Source organism: Chitinophaga sp. 9-1-y (assembly GCF_059511905.2).
This window is the reverse complement of sequence record NZ_CM197955.1, coordinates 4,214,622-4,231,766: the sequence shown is the minus strand read 5'-3', so window position 1 is coordinate 4,231,766 and position 17,145 is coordinate 4,214,622. Positions and strand designations below refer to the sequence as shown.

14 protein-coding genes are annotated in these 17,145 nt (G+C 45.0%); 9 read left to right on the top strand and 5 right to left on the bottom strand.

Features of this window, described 5'->3' with window-relative positions; genetic code table 11:
- The first annotated feature begins 14 nt into the window (after positions 1-14).
- From AC5ZC7_RS16620 to AC5ZC7_RS16585, 8 genes are read left to right on the top strand one after another with little or no spacing between them, the layout of a single operon-like run.
- Positions 15-1,277 (top strand): hypothetical protein, encoded by a 1,263-nt coding sequence (locus AC5ZC7_RS16620; RefSeq protein WP_496157790.1) that lies wholly within the window; start codon positions 15-17, stop codon positions 1,275-1,277.
- Positions 1,222-2,016: a galactosyltransferase-related protein gene (locus AC5ZC7_RS16615; protein ID WP_496157791.1), complete on the top strand. Its 795-nt coding sequence runs from the start codon at positions 1,222-1,224 to the stop codon at positions 2,014-2,016. Before AC5ZC7_RS16620 ends, AC5ZC7_RS16615 begins: the two co-directional genes overlap by 56 nt.
- Positions 2,009-4,777, top strand: a complete 2,769-nt coding sequence (locus tag AC5ZC7_RS16610; RefSeq protein ID WP_496157792.1) for an outer membrane beta-barrel protein — start codon at positions 2,009-2,011, stop codon at positions 4,775-4,777. Before AC5ZC7_RS16615 ends, AC5ZC7_RS16610 begins: the two co-directional genes overlap by 8 nt.
- 9 nt (positions 4,778-4,786) lie before the next feature.
- Positions 4,787-5,515 carry a GLPGLI family protein gene (locus AC5ZC7_RS16605; protein ID WP_496157793.1) on the top strand — a complete coding sequence of 243 codons (729 nt, stop codon included), beginning with the start codon at positions 4,787-4,789 and terminating at the stop codon, positions 5,513-5,515.
- 23 nt (positions 5,516-5,538) lie between these two features.
- Positions 5,539-6,300 (top strand): glycosyltransferase, encoded by a 762-nt coding sequence (locus tag AC5ZC7_RS16600; RefSeq protein ID WP_496157794.1) that lies wholly within the window; start codon positions 5,539-5,541, stop codon positions 6,298-6,300.
- Entirely contained in the window at positions 6,293-7,069 is a 777-nt protein-coding gene (locus tag AC5ZC7_RS16595) for a glycosyltransferase (RefSeq protein WP_496157795.1), read from the top strand. The genes AC5ZC7_RS16600 and AC5ZC7_RS16595 overlap by 8 nt, the downstream gene beginning before the upstream one ends.
- Positions 7,070-7,075: 6 nt before the next feature.
- Positions 7,076-7,765: a glycosyltransferase gene (locus tag AC5ZC7_RS16590; protein ID WP_496157796.1), complete on the top strand. Its 690-nt coding sequence runs from the start codon at positions 7,076-7,078 to the stop codon at positions 7,763-7,765.
- Between the two features lie 19 nt (positions 7,766-7,784).
- Positions 7,785-8,654: a glycosyltransferase family 10 domain-containing protein gene (locus AC5ZC7_RS16585; protein WP_496157797.1), complete on the top strand. Its 870-nt coding sequence runs from the start codon at positions 7,785-7,787 to the stop codon at positions 8,652-8,654.
- Between the two features lie 93 nt (positions 8,655-8,747).
- Here AC5ZC7_RS16585 and AC5ZC7_RS16580 read toward each other — a convergent pair whose 3' ends face one another.
- Positions 8,748-9,221, bottom strand: coding sequence for a hypothetical protein (locus tag AC5ZC7_RS16580; RefSeq protein WP_496157798.1), 474 nt, complete (start codon positions 9,219-9,221; stop codon positions 8,748-8,750).
- 121 nt (positions 9,222-9,342) lie between these two features.
- Entirely contained in the window at positions 9,343-9,600 is a 258-nt protein-coding gene (locus tag AC5ZC7_RS16575) for a LytTR family transcriptional regulator DNA-binding domain-containing protein (protein WP_511911601.1), read from the bottom strand.
- Positions 9,601-9,944: 344 nt separating this feature from the next.
- Between AC5ZC7_RS16575 and AC5ZC7_RS16570 the strand changes: the two genes are divergently transcribed.
- Positions 9,945-10,514, top strand: coding sequence for an isochorismatase family protein (locus AC5ZC7_RS16570; protein ID WP_496157800.1), 570 nt, complete (start codon positions 9,945-9,947; stop codon positions 10,512-10,514).
- 111 nt (positions 10,515-10,625) lie between these two features.
- On the opposite strand, the gene AC5ZC7_RS16565 is transcribed toward AC5ZC7_RS16570, so the two are convergent.
- From AC5ZC7_RS16565 to AC5ZC7_RS16555, 3 genes are read right to left on the bottom strand one after another with little or no spacing between them, the layout of a single operon-like run.
- Positions 10,626-12,113 (bottom strand): FG-GAP-like repeat-containing protein, encoded by a 1,488-nt coding sequence (locus tag AC5ZC7_RS16565; protein WP_496157801.1) that lies wholly within the window; start codon positions 12,111-12,113, stop codon positions 10,626-10,628.
- Entirely contained in the window at positions 12,103-13,593 is a 1,491-nt protein-coding gene (locus AC5ZC7_RS16560; RefSeq protein ID WP_496157802.1) for a RagB/SusD family nutrient uptake outer membrane protein, read from the bottom strand. The genes AC5ZC7_RS16565 and AC5ZC7_RS16560 overlap by 11 nt, the downstream gene beginning before the upstream one ends.
- Positions 13,594-13,622: 29 nt before the next feature.
- Entirely contained in the window at positions 13,623-16,997 is a 3,375-nt protein-coding gene (locus AC5ZC7_RS16555; protein WP_496157803.1) for a SusC/RagA family TonB-linked outer membrane protein, read from the bottom strand.
- Positions 16,998-17,145 lie beyond the last annotated feature (148 nt).

Sequence of the window (17,145 nt, the reverse complement as noted above, 5' to 3'; positions counted from 1 at the left end):
ATAAGCTATTATCCATGAAAGCATTACAAATCGGCGATCAACAGGAAGGAAATATCAAACAGCAACGGCTGATCAGCTATTTGCGGAATACCCTGCCCGCCCGGGGAATAAGTATCACGATGCAGGCAGAGCATCCGGTGCTGAACCCGGATATAGTATTGATTACGGGAACACCAGATACGGCGGCGGTGGTATTGCTAAGTCAACTGGCACCGCAGGTGCCCGTCTTGTTGTTTGTAGCGGATCATGATTTTCATATATCCCTTCCCGTAGGGACCAATATTACGTATGTTTTTTATGTAGATAGCCTGCCTAAGGGCTATGCAGATTATCCAAAGGAAATGACGGCGGTCATACACATTCCAGGTGCCAGGTGTGCTGATGTTGTGCCTGCCGCTGTGGCTAACCGTGATGCGCTCTGCATTGCCTTTATCAACTGCCAGGATAACCTGTATGCTTCCAGGCAATTGCTGGCTGTGTTTAATGATCTCTCCGGGCATGACTGCCGGGTGTTTGAACATGGCCGTCATCTTGGACTGTTGCAGGAGCACGCCAACCATCATGTACGGTTGCATAGCCTGGACGAGTATCTGTCCAATTTGCCGGATTTTGACCTGGTGATTGCTAACGGACAGGCGGCCGTGGATGCTATTCTGCATCATAAGCCGGTTATTGTAGCGGGGTTGAACGGCTTTGCCGGAATGGTAAACGTAAAGAACCTGGCCGCTCATATCAAATGTCATTTTTCAGGCAGGATAGGAGGTTATATTGGAGAGCGTATCCCGGTGACCATGGTGATTGCGGAATTGCTCGCTGTTAACACATTGATGCGGGAAGGCCTGCCATTGAAGGAACTGGCTGCTACAACGGCGATTGCATACCATGAACCTACCACTACCGATATCATCATGACCCGGATTATCCAGCTCATGGACACCGCGGAATGCGTGTATGGAGCAGCGGAAACATTGTTGCCGCTGGTTCCGCAAATAGCCACCAATATTGTTTTCGATCAGCGGCAAGGAGAAATGATCATGAAGCGATTAGGTAGTATGAAAGTACTCAACGGATTTACAGATGAGGAGCGGCTGTTGCTGACTTTTTTTGACGGCAGTAAAAGCTTGCAGGAATTGGTACAGATGACAGGCCTGGAAGATAGCCTGGATGTGGTACTTCCTTTCGTTCGCTACTGTTTTGAAAATAAGATTATATTTTTCACCAATGGAACAGGCCATGACAGACTACCTCGTGAAGCAGCAGTTAATGAGCAATTTTGATCTGAGTATTATATTGCCATTTTATAAGAAGTTGCGATCTTTCCGCAAAATCCTGCCGTTGAATGCACCTTATTTTCAACGTCCTGGCATTGAAGTGATCATTGTCATGGATGAACCATCTGAAGAAGCCGGGCTGATTTCATTGTTGAAACAATACCCTGACATCTGCTGGAAAGTAATCGTAAATGATATCCCGCATAGCTGGCGCCCACCCTGCAAAGCGCAGAATGTAGGCATCAGGCATGCCGGCAAAAATTATGTACTGTTAATGGACCCGGAATCGGAATGTTATACGGATGTGATACTCCTGCTGTCTTATTATAACCGCATGTATGGCGGCTGTTTTACCACCGGCAAAGTAGCCTTTACGGACTTTGATTTTGTAGCTCCTGCTGCCGGCCTTACGGGCATGGAGTTTCTTTCGTATGGAAGTATCCTCACAGAAAAAGCTTATCTCTACGACATACAAGGATATGATGAAAGCTATACCCAGTGGGGAGGAGACGACGACAACCTGAGGGCCAGGCTGAACTATTACGGTCTTGATACATTAAAAATAGATGAAGCAGTATTGCTGCATCGGGAAGAAATAAATATCAATGGTCATCAGTCGCGGTATGAACAAGCCAATCAGAACGATGACGACATCATCAAAAAATCAATTTGCCCTGACCATTACCTGGCCAATGATATCAATTGGGGCAGGGAGTTTTCAAGAATAGCTTATAACAATGCATAGATATCTCAAAATAGGATGGATCGTTTGCTGCTGCTGTATAGTAGCGTCTATTGCCAGTGCCCAGCGCCAGGTAAAGGGCAAGGTAGTCAGTAAGCTGGAAAACAAAACCATGCAATATGCAGTAGTTGCCTTGCTCAACAGTGGCGACAGCACCTTCAGGACATTTACCCGTACCAATGAAAAAGGAGAATTCAGGTTACCGGTAACCGCACCCGGGAAGTATTTGTTGTTATTATTGTATCCCGGTTTTACAGACTATATGGATACACTGAAAGTCGCTGGAAATGCGGACGTTGATCTGGGTACTATTACCCTGATGGACGAAAGCATTATGCTGAAGGAGCTCATTGTAAATGGTAAGTTGGCGATGCGGATAAAGGGAGATACCATAGAATACGATGCATCGAGCTTTATTGTGCGGGAGGGTGGAAATGTGGAAGACCTGCTGAAGAAACTTCCCGGCTTCCAGGTGGATAGTAAAGGAAAAATTACGGCATATGGAAAGAAGGTGGAAAAAGTGCTGGTAGATGGAGAAGAGTTTTTTGGAGATGATCCTACCATTGCTACACAGAATCTGCTGGCTACCGCGGTAGACAAAGTAGAACTGTACGACAGAAAATCAGATCTGGAGCAGATTACAGGCGTTACAAAAGAGGATGCCAATAAAACAGTAAATATTGTACTGAAAGAAAGTGCAAGGAAGGGCGACTTTGGGAGATTGGAAGCCGGCGCCGGATCGAAACGCATCATCAATGAAAAGGCGATGTACAATAGTTTCCGGGCTAACAGGCGCTTCTCCGTGTATGGTGCCGGCAGTAAAACAGATGCCGGATTGATGAGCGGTGATGACAGAAGTTTGCTGGGACTGGCAGAAGATAAAGAATATGATGCCGTTAGCGGGTACTACCTGAATATGGGCGTAAATGAAGAACGCGGTAACTGGAATACCGATGGTATCCCGGAGGCGTATACGGCAGGCGGGCTACTATCCGATAAATGGAACCAGAACAAGAACAATATTTACCTGGCGTACAAATTTAACAGCCTGCTGATGAACGGCAACAGGTACCTGCTCACCCGTACATTTACCCAGGATAAGTCCCTGCTGGAGGAAAGAAATATCAATACCAGTTTGCTTAAGCAACAGCATCAGGCCAATATAAAATACGAATGGAGACCCGATAGCTTTTATACCATAAAATTATTGTCTGCCGCCAGCTATGCCACCATGAGGGGGAGGATGTCCGCCGTGGGTCAAACGACCAACGAGCAACAGGATACCCTTAATAAAGGTGTCATGGATCAATACATGGATGCTACGTCGCGCAAGTGGGAGAGCCAGTTGCTGATAAGCAGAACATTCCGGAAAAAGGGACGCTCTCTTAGCGCCATACTGAGACTAGGCGTGGCGGATGACAAAAATACCGGAACCCTGGACGCTACTTACCGTTTTTTCTCGAATGGCATCAACGACAGCACCAGCCTGATTAGCCAGTTAAAGCAGCATAACGGAAATGCTACTGCCACCAGCGCAAAGATTGTCTTCTCCGAACCACTGGCGCAAGGGGTTACACTGGTTACCTATTACAGCTTTAGCAACCTGTCGGCAAACGCTGCCAGAACAACCTACGACAAGGATGATAACGGGAAATATAATATTGTGAATCCGCTTTTCAGCAATGATTTTGGGTTGAATGTTACTGACCATACCGCCAATGCTATGTTACGGATGGGATCCCGTAAATGGAAATGGTATGGCGGCTCAGGGCTGTCGTTTACAACAATGCAACTGGATAATCATGATAGTCACCGGAAGGATAGCTATCGGTTCACCAATTTCGCACCTACGGCAGGTATATCCTATAATTTTTCTGCACAGGAGAAGATCGGCATCTTTTACAATGGTACCACTATTCAACCCTCATTGTTTCAGCTGCAACCATTGTACGACAACGCAGACCCGCTTAATGTATACGTAGGTAATCCACAACTGAAGCTTGGATTCAATCATACTACCGGCCTGAATTTTAATGCTGGTAATCCGATAAAGGGAACCGTATTCCGTGCCAATACGGGAATTACCTTCAGGAATAATGATATTACCACCCTTAGCCTGCTGGACGTTAATACCGGTAAAAGAACTTATATGCCGGTAAATGTCAGTGGAAACAACAACTGGTATTTCTGGGGAATGCATAGCTGGGGCGACAATGGAAAAAGCAAATGGAAACACCAGGTTAACGCAAATGCTTCCGGTGGACGAAACATTACTATCGCCAATGAGATCAGGTACACAACAGATTATACCATGCTCGGGGGCGCCTACTATTTACGGTATGAGCCTTCCGTAAAGATCCAAACGGCCATAGGCCTGGGCGCAGAACGTTTCCTGTCGCATATTCCCATAGATAATGCCGTGGAAAACAACTATTGGAACTATAGCAGTTATGCCAGCCTGACACTTGGATTGCCATGGGGATTACAGTTATACAGCGACATGAATGGCAACGTTTTTCAACGGGTGAAAGGACTGGGTGACCAACGTGACGCATTTATCTGGAATGCCAGCCTGTCGCGCGGATTCCTGAAACAAAAGCAATTAAGGGCCAGCGTAGACATAAAAGACATCCTGGATCAACAGATAAATTTCAACAGAAGTATCAATAGTAATATTATCACAGAATCGAGAACTACCCTGTTGGGAAGATATGTATTGTTAAACCTGGTATGGACCTTTAACAGAGGAAATACTGTTGAATAAATGCTATATATGAGAGTAATTATTTTTTTATCGTGTTTGATCGGACTGCTGCCTGCTGCCGCACAAACGCCTTTCCTGCCGGCAGTAAAGGTAAGATTTGAAAGAACGTTTTCACTGGCCAATGCTATCAGGGAAATGGACCCGCCCAGGTACAATCAATATAAAGATTATATCCCCGCTTCGCAGGTGACGTATTTTCAGTTTTCCGGTAATGAACAGGCTTCTCTCTATGGCCCGCAGGCCGGTGGAAATGAAGTAAGCAGCAACTATGCAGAATTTTATATCGAAAACCAGATTTATACAGACCTGGTCAAAGACAGCATTACCAGTATAAGAAGTGTTTTTGCCCAGAAATATCTCCTTTCCGACACTGCTCTTCCGATTAAATGGAAATTTACAGAAGACCGCCGTACGATTGCCGGATATAGGTGCAGAAAGGCAATTGGGATACTCCAGGACACCATTGCCATTTTTGCATTTTATACCGAAAAGATATTAGTGAAAGGCGGCCCTGAAAGTATTCATGGTTTGCCGGGAATGATATTGGGAGTGGGAATTCCGAAAATACACACCACCTGGTTTGCTACCAGTGTAGAGGTAAGCAACGGACCGATGCCGCTCTCGCCTCCGGCGGGAAAAGGAGCAAAACAAAACAGAAAGCAATTATATACCATGATTGATCAGTCAATGAAAGACCTGGGCGATTTCAGGAAAATGATCCTCGCCGTCATCATCTGAGTAATCGTTATTAAAATGTTTTTATGACATCCATTCAGCCATCCATTTCCTGTATTTGTGTAACCCGGAACAAGCCGGAGCGACTAAGCATTGCAATCAGTTGTTTTCTTGCGCAGACATATGTCAATAAGGAGCTTTTGATTGTATATGAAGACGACGATATAAAGACGGCGGCATTTTTACAGGCGCAACAGTACGGTGTGCCTGTCAGAAGCCTGGTGGTGCCGGCCGGCAGCATGAGTTTGGGGAGCTTGCGGAACTATGCTATTGCCAATGCAACTGGCGAATACGTAGCTCAATGGGACGATGACGACTGGTATCATTGTAAACGGCTGGAGCACCAGTTTGCCGGTATGATAGAAGAAGGAAAACCTGCTTGCATCCTGATGCAGTGGATCATCTATGATGCCACCAGAACAAAGGCCTGGCTCTCCAATCGTCGCAGGTGGGAAGGCAGCATTCTGTGCAGAAAGGACCTGTTTACCCGTTTCCAATATGATGATAAAAAGGCTGGAGAAGATACCGCGCTCATAGAAGCACTCTTTAAAAACCAGTTGCTGGCTATGATGGAAGACATGCCACATCTGTACATTTATATATTCCACGGCGCCAATACCTGGAACCTGGAACATTGGCAGCTTATATTCCGTATGAGCCTGGAACTTCCGTTGTCATTTGCGCAATTGCTGGGGGAGATTATCCGCCCTGGTGCAGACCCGGCAGCGGGTACACAGAGCATAGAAAAAATACTCGCTCACTATCAAATACTAAGTGAAGATGAATAGTATCCCGCGTAAAATACATGTCACCCTGAAGGATAAAGCAACCCCGGGAATGTATAAGGTCTTCCTGGATAGTATGAGGGATGTTAACCCCGATTGGGAGCTGATCTTATATGACGATGAGGATGCAAGTACATTGGTTCGTCAGTACTATCCCTACTTGTCGGAAGTTTATAACGCTTTCCCTACCAATATCCAGCGGATGGATATCTTCCGGCTTTTGGTAGTGTATCTTCACGGGGGCTTTTATGTGGATGCCGACATGTACTGCATGAAAAACCTGGGGGATCTTACCTCCAGGCAGTTGGTGCTGGCAGAGGAGAAAACGCTCTCCGATGCACAATGCAGGGAGCTGGGGCATGCACATCCAATGAGAATAGCGAACTACATGTTTGGCGGTGTGGCAAATCACCCGTTTATGGCCGAATGGATCATCGCTGCACTCCGTAGTATTACACATCCGGTTTCCTGTGAGATGGATGTGCTGGAAACTACGGGGCCTGGCTTGCTCACCAATCTTTATCATCTCCATAAAAATAATTACCCCGATATAAAATTGTTGCATAACGATACCATGTTGTGTCTGAAGCAATGTAGTGAGGGGGCTTCCTGCCATTTTGGTGAATATGCAGTGCATTTGCATATGGGGTCCTGGAGATGGGAGGGAACGCCCAGCCATCCGGTTTTTACACCACCAGTCTACCTGGAAGAGGCAACCATTGAAGATGCCCTCCAACAATTCCGGGAACGCTCCGTTTTCATGATCCAATAACACAGTATGACAATACCTAAAATTATTCATCAAACCTGGAAGAGCCCGGATGTACCTCCACATTTTCATTTACTGGCGGAAACCTGGAAAGAGAGCCACCCGGAATGGACCTATATCTTGTGGACCGATGAGATGTGTAAGAAATTTCTGGAAGATAATTACCCGGAGATGATGGAGCGATTTAGTGCATTTCAGTATAATATTCAAAGAGTAGATGCGGTAAGATATTTTATACTGTTGCATATGGGAGGCGTATACGTGGATCTTGACTTTGAATGCCTGAAAAATATAGAACCCCTGATCGCCGAAGCCGGCTGTTTGATGGGAAAAGAGCCACTGGAGCATTGTGTGGTGCACCAAAAGGAGATGATCATCAGTAACGCCTTTATGGCCAGCGAACCTCAGCACCCTTTTATGAAAGCTTTGTGCAACGAAGTTGCTGCCTTTGATATGCCCGATGAACATTCCAATGATTACATTTTATCAACTACCGGTCCGTTTATGCTTACCCGTGTGTATCAACAGCAAGCTATGGAACAACAGGTAAAGATACTGGACCCTGAAGATATTTATCCGCTTACGAAGGAAGAAATCAGCCGGGTGCTAAATGATGACCTGGATGAAACGATACAAAAGAAAATTGACCATGCATACGGTATACATTATTACTGGGGCACCTGGTGGAAAAATCAATAACCCCTAAATACTTAATGGTATGACGAACATCTTATTTTATAACGGTATGTGGACGGATGAAATGACGCTTCCGGCTATAGATTTCCCACCGGATTTTTATGTAACTACGGATCGGAGCCGGTTTGAACAAATGGATGCCGTTGTTTTTCATATGCCCTCGCTGGAATTAGATATACCACTGGAAAAGCCGGAGAATCAGTTGTGGGTGTTTTGGTCGATGGAATGCGAAAAACATTATCCCCATCTGATGCAACCAGAAGTAAGGGACTTGTTCGATATTTTTATGACTTATCACCTGGATGCAGATGTAGCGGTACCGTACATGGAGGCGGGCCTGGATATGCGGCTCCGGCAGCCGCCTGTAGAGAAGAGTAAAGGAATATGTATGTTTGTATCAAGTAATTTTAATCAGAGTAACAGAATCAGTATTATCCGGGAGCTGATGGCAGAAATACCGGTTGATTCTTATGGCAGTCTTTTTCGTAACAGCGTTATTCAAGATGATAAGGGACTGGCCACAAAAATGGATATCATCAAAAATTATCACTTTACCATCTCATTTGAAAATGCCATTGCAAAAGACTATGTAACCGAAAAGTTCTTCGATCCAATGATCGCCGGTTCTGTGCCGGTTTATCTGGGTGCCCCAAATATCAGTTCATTTGCACCTGGAAATAATTGTTTTATCAACGCATTTGAATATGGTAGTGTTAAAGAGCTGGCTGATTACCTCCGAAAGTTGATGGATCATAAAGATGAATATCAGCAATACATGCAATGGAAAACGCAACCATTTCTGCCTGCTTTTGTAGCCGGCTTAGGGCTAACGTCCCAACATCCATTTACACGGCTGTGCTATAGCGTAAAGGCCTTATTGGATCGATCCTGAGAGAAAGGTGGCGCCGGTATTGCCGGCGCAGATGAGTGGAGAGCTGCGCTGCCGGAAGCACAGCTCTCCACGTGAATAAGGGTTGCTGATTTTTTAATTTCTGTCAAATGTTTTCGGAATTACATTTTTCTCCGTTTCCCCGCTAAATGTCCAGGAAATAATATACCACCGGTTATTTTCAAAAATTAATTGAATGCTATTTATTCCTCTTCTTTCAACTTTACCATCTTTTTCTAATTTCGTTTCATAAGTACTCCAAACCTGTGCGATGTTGCCGAAAATTCTGACCTCCCGGTTAATTCCCTTTTCATAGAAAGCGGTGCCAAAAACCATGTCATCGGTTTTTTTATGAAATTCCTGTAATGTCATGGTTGCTTGTTCTTGCTTTTCCATGTCAAAATAAGAATATACAGCTTTGGGGTGATGCAAATAGTTATCTCTTTCCCATTGTCTTTTTGCGCCTTTTTCTCCTGAAACAACCTCATAGCTTGCTTTCATTAATGCGTCGATTGTTTTTGCATCATTTTCAAATGAGCGGTTTTGTGTCTTTAAATTCCCCGTTGTCATAAATACGATAGTTGCTAAGTAAAATAAAAGTTGTTTTTACAAAGCAACGTGCATAAGCATCTGCAGAAAAATGAGTTATTTGGTTTAGTGGGATTTTTATGTAGTTGGTTGGATTTCTTATTTAGAGTAACAATTTGTCAATGCTATTTAATAAGCATTCCTTGTAGCTTTTTGCTATTGTAATTTTATGTTCACCAATAATTAAATGATTATCCTCTATATAGTCAACATTTTTAAGGTTCACAATGTTTGAATGATGAACTCTCATAAACTCATCGGGCAAATTCTCAATAAGGTCTTTTAAGGTCTTGTAGTAGATATACTTTTTGTTGTGGCTGACAAGTATCTCCACATAATTCCCTAAGCTTTTTATAAACATGATGTCGTCAAAATTTATTTTGACTAACTTTCTGTCAGTTTTTATGAAGGTGAAATTTTGTTTGGTTGTCATTTTTAAGATTGGGTTGTTAAAACTAGTGGCAGTGTAGAAAGTGTAAATATACAAGATGCACTACTATTTACCCGTTGTTATTATACCTGATGTCGTTATCGTTTTTATAAACAGATGGTGTCAAAGTCCGCACCTGGTATGATCGGCAGGCTTCTCCTGGTTGTCCGGTTTGCGTAAAGGGGGTAGTATGAGGTTGTAACAAAACTGATTAACACAAATCAAAATAGTAATAAAATAGTCACTTACTTATTTGAACCCAAAAGTTAAATATTATGGAACCATTTGAGAAAATTGAAATAGACAACATCATTATTGTTTTGGCAGACTTGCAGCCGGAAATTATCGGTGCCGCAAATAAAACAATTCCTGAGGGGAACTTTAAGCGATCTCTTTCTGTTCTTTTGGAAGGTGCGGAGGTATTGAATCTCCCTGTTTTCTTATCGGCAGTCCCCCTTCATCCCGGCGTAGATCCTGTACTGATTACTGAACTGAGTATGAAACCTGTTCTTGTTCGACGTACGCCGGGAGTATTTGATGATACTTCAAGCATAGACGCGATCAAAAGTCTTAAACGGTCAATCGTGGTATTAGGAGGAGTAGCTACCGAACTGGCAGTATTGCAGACTGCTCTTGGCGCGCGGAGGCATGGATATGGAGTACATTTGTTGACGGATCTCTGTGGTGGGTTGAGTTTAAGGACAGAGGAGGCGGCATTCCGTCAGTTAGAGGCAGCAGGTGTAACGATTTCAAGTGTGCCTGCATTTTTGAGCAGCCTGATACCGTCTCCGGAAGATCCGCGAAGCGGGTTGGTATTTGCCGCATTGGCCCGCTTTATGGGATGATCACCTTCTTTCAATGAGTAGCCTGCGCATTCAGTTCATATTTGAGTGCGTGGAAATATCAGGGTGTACCAGGTTTTGATCTTGCGCATTGCGGAAGAGGCGTAGGGAGGGTTAGTATTGATTCTTCCAGATAATGAACGCTGGCCCCAGGATCCAGGAATTCATCAAAGCGGTATTGTTGCCGGGCTTCGCTGCCATATTGCCTGCTATTATGTCCGGCTTTCCATCATGGTCCACATCTTTAACGTCCAGGGTAATCCATCGGCCAAGGGTGGCGATCTGCTTGTTTGCATGCAGCTCAAATTGCCACGGGGCTTTCTGCAGCAGGTATACGAGCGAAAGATCAGGATGATGATCGTAGTCAGCGAAGAAACTGATTACAGATAGATCAGGAAGGCCATTATGATCCAGGTCAGCCGAAATGGCCTTGTAACAGCCATCCAGGTGTCTGAAGTAAACCTGCTGATAAGAAGATCCGGTATTTCGAAAAATGTAAACGCCATGATATGGTTTCAGGACCGGAGATTCATCGGCGTTGTCGCCACATGTATAAATGATGTCTTTCTTTCCGTCGCCATCCATGTCAGCCAGTTCAAAGTAGGTAGAGCCGTATGATGGAGGGAACTGGCAAACAGTTTTCATACTGAATTCGCCATTTCCTTTATTGATAAATTGGTAGATGCCTTCGCGGCCTTGAGCAAACAACACCCAGAGATCTTCTTTTCCGTCGCCGTTGATGTCATCGGTATACATTTTTTCTGCTCCCGGCAGTGGAACAATGGATTTCTTTACTCCTTCAGAAACAAGTGACAAAGCACCGTTCATATATCCAAATTCACATACGGCAATGTCGTCGCCGACCTTTAAAGCCTGTACTGGTCTGTAGAGGCTATCACACAGCAGCATCCGGCTGGTGATTTTTCCAGACACAACGCTTATTTCTTCCACTTTTCCATTCCTGGATGCATTCCGGGGATTTAGGCTGCCAATCTGGGTAATGAGGTAATGACCAATGCCGCAGGGCATAACAGCTACTGTGCTGCTATTGGGTAAACTGTCTGTCTGCCTTAATTTGTTGTCAAAAATGCGCAATAGCCCCTTTTGTATATCTGATTGAAACAAGTATCCGGTTTGCTCGTCGTAGTAGACACATGCGGTGAAGGCGTTTGATTTTTTCGGTGGGCTAACAAGGGAGAAATGCTCGTCTGTTATTACAGGGCTGGAGGACGGCATTGCGAGTGTGTCAGGTGCATTTTTTGAATAATAGGCAACAATTTTGTCCCAGGCTTCTGGTGGTATCGATGTACGAATATTAGCTATAACGGGGTCACGCATATATTGCAGCCCCTGGGGCAGCAGTTTGTATTTTCCTGTGTGGTCCTGGTAAAGGTCAGCAAAAGCACCCATAGTAGGAAGTACACTGTGTTGCCAGGTATTTTTCGGCAGGAGTGCGGGTTCAGGAAAAACATGACAGGAGGAGCAATACTGCACGGCGACGGCGCGGTCATTATTGCCGGTACATCCGGATAACAGGCATAAAAGCGCGAGCCCGCTCAGGAGCAGGCGCACGCTTTTATTTCCAGGTTTATTAGTAGCCATTGTTCTGTTTTACAACGCCTCTCGTTTCGTTGATTACCTTACGTGGCAATGGATACAGTACAAATTCAGGTTTTGCGAATTGTGATCCTTCGTCTTTGGCATGTTGGATGTAGGTACCCCAGCGGATCATATCTTCCCTGCGGCTTCCTTCGCACCATAACTCAAACAACCGCTCATCCATGATTTTGCTACGGAATCCATCTTTGCTGAGCCCTGTGGGGATTGGTGATACGCCTGCTCTGTTGCGTACCGTATTAATGAGGTCGTAGGCTGCCTGTACAGGTCCCTGGTCTTCATTGATTGCTTCCGCCATCATCAGCAATACATCAGCGTATCGCCATACCACAATGTCTGTGCCCTGCTGTTCACTGATTGCGCCCGGGTCAGGTCCATATTTCATCGGAATAGCGCCAATGTAATTATGTGCCTTTGCATCGAAAATAACCCCGCCATCAGTCGGCCATTTTGCTAGTAATACACCCAGGCGTTTGTCATTTGGATCGAACTTATTGTAAGTTTTCCAGGGCATTTTGTAACCTCCCCACTGCGTAATGGAAAGTCCATTGGGGTCTACATAGTTGCCGGGCATGCACATGGCTAACCAGAGGTTATTGTTGTTACCTGCATCAAATCGGCAGGGAATCGCCAGGATTACTTCCTGTGAATTGCCCTTGTTGGCAAAGCTGAATATATCCGCGTAATTTTTCTGCAGATCGTGGCCATAGGTTTTGAGAAGATTACCATTGCTGATCACCTCCTTCCAGTTTTTTTCGTGCATATATAGTTTCATGAGACCTGCAAGGCACGCGTCTTTTGTGAACCGGCCATAGTCTGATGCGGCTAATTCACTGGCTTTAGGAAGTACGGCAAATGCGTCCTTATAGTCCTTTTCGATTTGTGCCACCATCCATTGCTGATCAGGCCGGGGAATTGGAGCAGCAGATGGGTCTTCAGCAAGCTTCGCATCAATACGGATAGGCACAGGGCCGTAGAAGTTGTAGAGGATCCAGGAGTAATGTGCCCGAAGAGCTTTTAACTCTGCCAGGTACCTGTTTTTCCGGGTTTCATCCATTTTGACAGCCTGAATTTTTTCCAGGTTGATAGTGATATTCGTAATGACAGGCATCAGGCCATTGTAGTGATTCAGCAACTGTGAAAAATCTTCAGAGAAGTTCAGCTGGTTAAATTTTTGCCAGCCATCCCATCCCCAGGAGCAAATCAATTCATCTGTTGTGAAACTGCTTTGTGCAACCCATCCCTCATTGGCCGCGCCCCATCCACCGCCATAATAGTTTGAATTCAGCATACCGCTGTAGGATGCAGTAACGGCAGATTTTACGTCTTCCTCGTTCTGGAAAAATGTAGAGGAGGAGAACCTGTCGTAAGTTTTTTCTTCCAATGATTTCTCACAGGAGAAATGCAACGTGGAGAATATAACCAGTATAACCAGGAAATATTTATTATGATTTATAAGTTTCATTGCTGTCTTTTTAAATTGAAAAACGGTTATTAGAACTTGGCATTCAGGCCGATGGTATAGGAGCGCGACATCGGATATGCAAGAAAGTTCTGTAGCTCCGGATCTATGCCACGGTATTTTGTAATAATAAATGGGTTCTGCACGTTGGCATAGAGTCGTAAGCTACCCAATAATGATTGTTTGGAAATAACCCGGCTGCCAAAAGTATACCCTAACGTTATATCCCGGCAACGCAGGAAGTTTGCGTTTTCCAGCCAGTAATCAGAATTGCCGGCGTAAGAAGCATATGGATCGTTAAGACCGGTAGGGTATTTCGAATTCACATTGTTATAAGACCAACGGTCTTTGGCGATGCTAAGTACATTCCAGCCAAACTGCCCCAGTTGTGCATATGTGAAGAATGCGTTCGCATAATCGGAGTTATACTTTTTCTGAATAAATCCATACATAAAAATGGACAGGTCAAAATTCTTATAACTGAAGCTGTTGCCGAATCCAAAACTATAACGAGGCTGATTGATACCCAGCAGAACCTGGTCAGCTGAAGATATTTTGCCATCAGGCTTGTTGGTAAGATTGCCGTCACTGTCGTATCCATTCAAATCTTTGATGATAATTCCGCCGGGTAAAACACCTGGCATGGCAGCAGGTGTATTCTTGCCACCATCATAAATACCGCCGCTTACATAACCATAGATGCCATTAAATGGACCGTCTGGTGCAATATATTTCGGGAGCGACTTCAGTGCATCAGCTGATCTGGTTACCCAAAAGTCGTAGGAGTGAGAGAGGTTAAAAGTTGTTGACCATGTAAAGTCCCCGGTTTTGCTGCCCTGGATGTTGTGGGTGTTTATGCTGAGGTCCCAGCCGCGGCTGCGGGTTTTACCTGCATTACTGGCAACAGAAGATACAGGGAAGTCTGTTGCCAGGGGAGTACTGGTAAGCAAATTATTGACTGTCCTGTTGTAGTAATCGAAAGACCCTCCAATCCTGTTATGGAATAATTGAAAGTCCAACCCGATATTCGCATCTTTTTGTGTTTCCCACGTGAGGTTGTCGTTGCTTAATTGGCTGAGCGATACTCCCGGCAGTGTAGTGCCACCAAAAACATAGGAGGTGGTATTGCTGTAGTAGGAGAAAGCACTACCGCCAATATTACTGTTACCTGTAGTGCCATATCCCAGGCGCAGTTTCAGGAAGCTGATCGCTGGTATGGCCTTCATGAATTCCTCCTCGGAGATGATCCATGCCGCAGATACGCCTGGAAAAGTGCCCCATTTTTTGTTGGCGGCAAAGTTGGATGCGCCGTCCCGGCGTACGCTCGCCGTGAAAATGTATTTATCAGCGAAATCATATATGATTCGGCCGAAGTATGACTTCCAGATGCGTGTAGGGTTGCGGTAAGAACTTACTCCTGGCCTTGGTGCCGTTCCAAATCCAATATTGTTGAACAGGAAATTATCTGTTGGGAAACGGTCGTTGTAAAGGCCAAGTCCGTCCCAGTCGCTCACCTGGTAGGAGTGGCCTGCAAGTGCCTGAAGGTTGTGTTTGCCGAAATGTTTACCATAGTTTACCGTAAATTCGGAAAGCCTGGACACTGAATTACTTTCGTCAATAGCAGCCTGGCCTCCTGCGCGGGCCCCGTATAGGAATGATTTAGGAAGATACGAGTTCCTTTTACTGGATGACTGGTCATAGCTATAATTCATTTTAACTTTCAAATCCGGTATTACCGTCCATTCTGCGTAGCCTGAAGCGAGCATGCGGGCGCTTTTGGTATAGTCAGTAATTTCCAGGAACGACAATGGATTCGGGGAGTTTTGATAATCGGGATTGATAGGATAATTACCCTGAGCATCCTTAAGGGGAAGGGTAGGAGGATAATAGAAAGCGGATAATACCATGCCGGAATATTCATTCTGCCCTGTGCCTACGTTGGCATTATTTGCTTGTGAGCCAGTGGCTATCATATTTACGCCCACACGAAAATGGGAGCTGATGGCCTGGTCAATATTCATCCTTCCACTGTAGCGGTTGAAATCGGAATGTTGCAATACACCCTGTTGACTCAGGTAGTTACCGGAAATATAATAACGCGTTTTGTTTGACGCCCCTGACAGTGATATATTATGTTGTTGCGTGTAGCCTTTCCTCGTGATCGCATCTAGCGCACTGGGGCGCGTTGGGGTGGTGTCTATCTGTGTTTGTGTGTACTTTGGAATGTATGGTGATACAGTAGACGGATCGGTGGTGCCATAAGGTGCTATTTTGTTGTTAAGCATCCATTTTTCCAGCCCGATCTTATTCCGTTCTTCCATGTATTCTTTTGTATTCAGGATGTCGTAAAACTTGAAAACATCCTGGAAAGAATAGCTTCCATCGTAGCTGAGACTGGGTTTTTCTCCCTTACCCTGTTTAGTGGTAATTAGTACAACGCCGGCTCCTGCTCTGGCTCCATAGATGGAGGTGGCGGATGCATCTTTCAGGAATTCGATAGACTCGATGTCGTTAGGGTTTATGAAGTTCAACGGAGAGCGGTCAACACCTGAACTGCCGTACCGCGTACCTGCTGCTGGTTCGCCTGCGTTGTCGTTTATGATGACACCATCCACTACATAGAGGGCGCCCGGAGAGGCGAATGAAGGATTGCTGCGAATCTTCAGATTTACGCCTGCACCCGGTTGCCCACTGCTTTGAATGGCGGTAATACCAGATACACGGCCTGCCAATGCCTGCACTACGTTGGTAGAAGCAGCAGTATTCAGTTCGGCGGCTTTAACAGAAGCGACTGCACCGGTTACATTCCGTCTTTTTACAGATCCATAACCAATAACCACTACTTCCTGCTGCTGTGCCACGCTATTTTTGAGGACTATGTTCAGTTTTGCTCCGGAGGTGATATTCACTTCTTTTGTTTCCTTACCTATGAATGAAAATATCAGAATGTGAGAAGAGTTGTCCGGCAACCGGATGGAAAAGGAGCCTGTAACGTCCGTGCTCACTCCCTGCCTGGTACCTTTCAGCTGCACCGATACGCCAGGTAAAGGTTGGCCGCTTTCGTCAGTGACCTTGCCGGAAATTTCGATCCTGGTGGGAGCGTCCACTACATTTGCTTCCTCCTTATTGATAACTATCACCTTGTCCACGATATTATACTGGAGTGGCAAGCCTTTCAGGCATAGCGCCATAACTTCCTGTATAGAAGCATTATTCAGATGAATCTCTTGCTTCGTGACCTCCTTAACGAGTTTTATGTTATACCAAAACGAGTAACCGGTTTGCTGCTCTATTTTAGAAAACAATTTCTCCAGGGAGATATGCCGTTCGTTTAGTGTGACGGTCTGCGAACGTGCGAATACCGGTACCTGTAAGCCGATAATGAGTAGAAAAACCGCCAGTTTCATAAGTAGCAGTGTTTTAATGCTTAGCCAATACGTAGAAGTGGATAAATCATTCCCAGCTGCAGCTGGGAATTTCTTTTTTTTGAAAGCCTGTAATTCCATAGCTTTGGTTGTTTGGATTTAAATGAACATTCTGTGAAAAGGAATTCTG